Origin of the sequence: Bifidobacterium apri (assembly GCF_009299485.1) — a bacterium.
Taxonomy (GTDB): Bacteria; Actinomycetota; Actinomycetes; order Actinomycetales; family Bifidobacteriaceae; genus Bifidobacterium; species Bifidobacterium apri.
Map to the genome: position 1 here is coordinate 1 of NZ_WBSO01000031.1, position 2594 is coordinate 2594.

Consider the following 2594-nt stretch of genomic DNA (forward strand, 5'->3'; position numbering starts at 1 on the left):
ATACCGACCATCACCTCACAGTCGGCAGAGACTTCCACCGACATTCAAGCCCAACCTCAGCGTCGGCAAAGACCTCTACCGACACTGAGAACCACACCAGCATCGGCAGAGGGTTCTACCGACACTCACAACCCGCTCAGCGTCGGCAGAAGGTCACACCACTGACTCCACCGACGCTCACGCACTGCTCACCGTCGGCAGAGGGTTCTGTCGATGCTCACTATCACCTCACCGTCGGCAGAGGCCGGTTAGCGGCGGTACTGGGAGTAGACGGGCTGGGCTGTCTGCCGGTAAAGCACTTGCGGCGTCTCATTCGGCATAGCAGCGGCGACACCGTGCATCTCATGAGCCATTTGCATAAGCCGGCTGATACGGTCGGAAGTCGGCGGGTGCGTAGAGAAGAGTTTTTGGAAGCCTTCCTCGCTGAACGGGCTTTCAATCATCATGGCGGCAGTGCTTTGATTACCGGCAGTCGCCTGCATCGGGCATTCCTTCACGCCATACGAAATCTTATACAATGCGGACGCGAGCGCTTCCGGGTCGCCAGTCAGCTTGCTGCCGTCCTCATCAGCGTCGTATTCACGCGTCCGGGAAATCGCAAGCTGAATGAGCGACGCTCCAATCGGGGCGAGAATCGTGCACAGAATGATGCCTAGGAAGCCAAGCGGCCCGGAATCACGGTCATCATCATCGCCACCGCCGAAATACATCAGCGCGTACCCGAGGTACGTGATCACCGTGGCCATGGCGGATGCGATCGCTGACGTGAGAATGTCGTGGTTGTACACGTGCATCAGCTCGTGACCGAGCACGCCGCGCAGTTCACGCTCATTGAGGATCTGCAAGATACCCTGCGTGCAACATACGGCAGCATGATGCTCGTTACGACCGGTTGCGAACGCGTTGGGGCTCATGGTCGGCGCAATATAGATGCGAGGCATGGGCTTGCCTGCCTTGGCTGACAGTTCGCGCACAATCCGATACAATTCAGGCGCTTCCTGTTCGGACACGTGCCGTGCGCCCATCGAGGCGATGGCGATACGGTCCGAGAACCAGTACGAGACGAATGTACTAGCCACGCCGATGACAAGATACACTCCCAGCGTGTCTTCGCTTGCACCGGTCAACCACCAAATCAGCATGATGATAGCCCACATCAGTCCGAACAGAAAGACTGTTTTCAAGCCGTTAAAGTGGCCATGCACCTTCATGTTGCCGTTCATGGTGTTCACACTAAGAGCCACTGCTGAGTTTTTTCTGAATATGCGCTTGACATATGGCACGTTGTGTGGCAGATGCCATGACGGCGGCGCCACAACATACGAATAACGTTGCGACACCGCCGTTTGCAGGCGCCTTCAGTTGAGGCTCGCAGTACTACGCCTTCAGCTCAGCGTGTCTCGGTTCCGATCAATCTGGGATGCCAGGGCGTCAACGAGTCAGTGCGTCAGCGTGCCAACGCGCAATGCCGACCCGCCGAACTCGCCAGCATGCCAGACTGGAGACCCACCAGCATGTCAGCTCGCCGAATCAGTCCACCAGCGTGCCAGACCGCCAACTGGCCAGACCACCGTCCGCATCACTCCGCCAGCATCACTCCGCGTGAGCGAGCGCGCGCATCTGCTCAGGCTCAATGACCTTCTTGTGTTCGCGGCCTTCCTTCGCACCCTCGGAACGTTCGAACGCGTCGATACGCTTCCATCCGACGAAATCAATCGGCTTGACACCGCGTTCGGCAAGCAGTCGGTCGATGGATTCGGGATCGCGATCCGGGGCGATGCGACCGCCCTCAGCAGCCTTCGACAGATCCTCGAGCATATTGGTGACGATCATCAGAGCGTCAGACTTCGTGGAGCCGATCAAGCCCACCGGCCCGCGCTTCGCCCATCCGGTCGCATACAGGCGGTCACGCACCTCGCCACCTTCAGCCTCGGTGGTGATACGGCCGTCGCCGCCCGCGTTCGCCAGATGCGCGTGCCGCTCATCGTAGGCGATTCCAGGCGCCGTCGCAGGCTTGTATCCGATGGCATGGTAGACCGCCTGCACCGGGTAGTCGGTGAATTCGCCGGTGCGGTGCATCACGCCATCGGCTCCGGTTTCAGTACGTTCCACGCGGATCGCCTTGACTTTGCCATCCTCGCCGAGCACTTCGGTCGGAGCGGCATTGAAATGCACGTAATATTTGCGGTCCGCGGGGTTGCCTTCGAAATCGACGTCGCCGTCATCTTCCATATCTTCGGCCATTTCTCGGATCGCAAACAGCTCGTCGACCATCTGGCGGGTCAGTTTGTTCTTGCCAGCTTCCTCGATGGTGTCGTCGTCGAGCTCAAAATCATCCTCGTTGATAATCAGCTGGACTCCGGGAAGTTTCTCCATTTCGCGCAGTTCCTGCACGGAGAATTTCGCTTGGGCGACGCCACGGCGGATGAACAGGTGCAGTTCGCGCGCCTTGTTGTTCTTGATGCCTTCGTACACGTTGTCGGGGATGTCGGTGCGGGCCTTGAGATCGTCGGCGTTGCGCATGAGCTCGCGGGCGACGTCCATGGCCACATTGCCGCCGCCGATGACGGCGACCTGCTGTGCGCCCAGCGGCC

General features: G+C 59.4%; 2 protein-coding genes. Both read right to left on the minus strand.

The genetic code is table 11. From position 1 onward, the window contains the following. Positions 1 to 248 precede the first annotated feature (248 nt). On the minus strand, positions 249 to 1223 hold the full coding sequence (gene htpX / locus DSM100238_RS09135) for a zinc metalloprotease HtpX (RefSeq protein ID WP_152356349.1): 975 nt from the start codon (positions 1221 to 1223) through the stop codon (positions 249 to 251). A 370-nt stretch (positions 1224 to 1593) separates the two neighbouring features. After that, positions 1594 to 2594: ferredoxin--NADP reductase domain-containing protein (locus tag DSM100238_RS09140; RefSeq protein ID WP_152356350.1), on the minus strand; the 1001-nt coding region annotated here is incomplete at its 5' end.

Excerpts from the sequence above, each read along its gene's own strand:
- htpX (WP_152356349.1), bottom strand. The coding sequence starts at position 1,223 with ATGAACGGCAACATGAAGGTGCATGGCCACTTTAACGGCTTGAAAACA.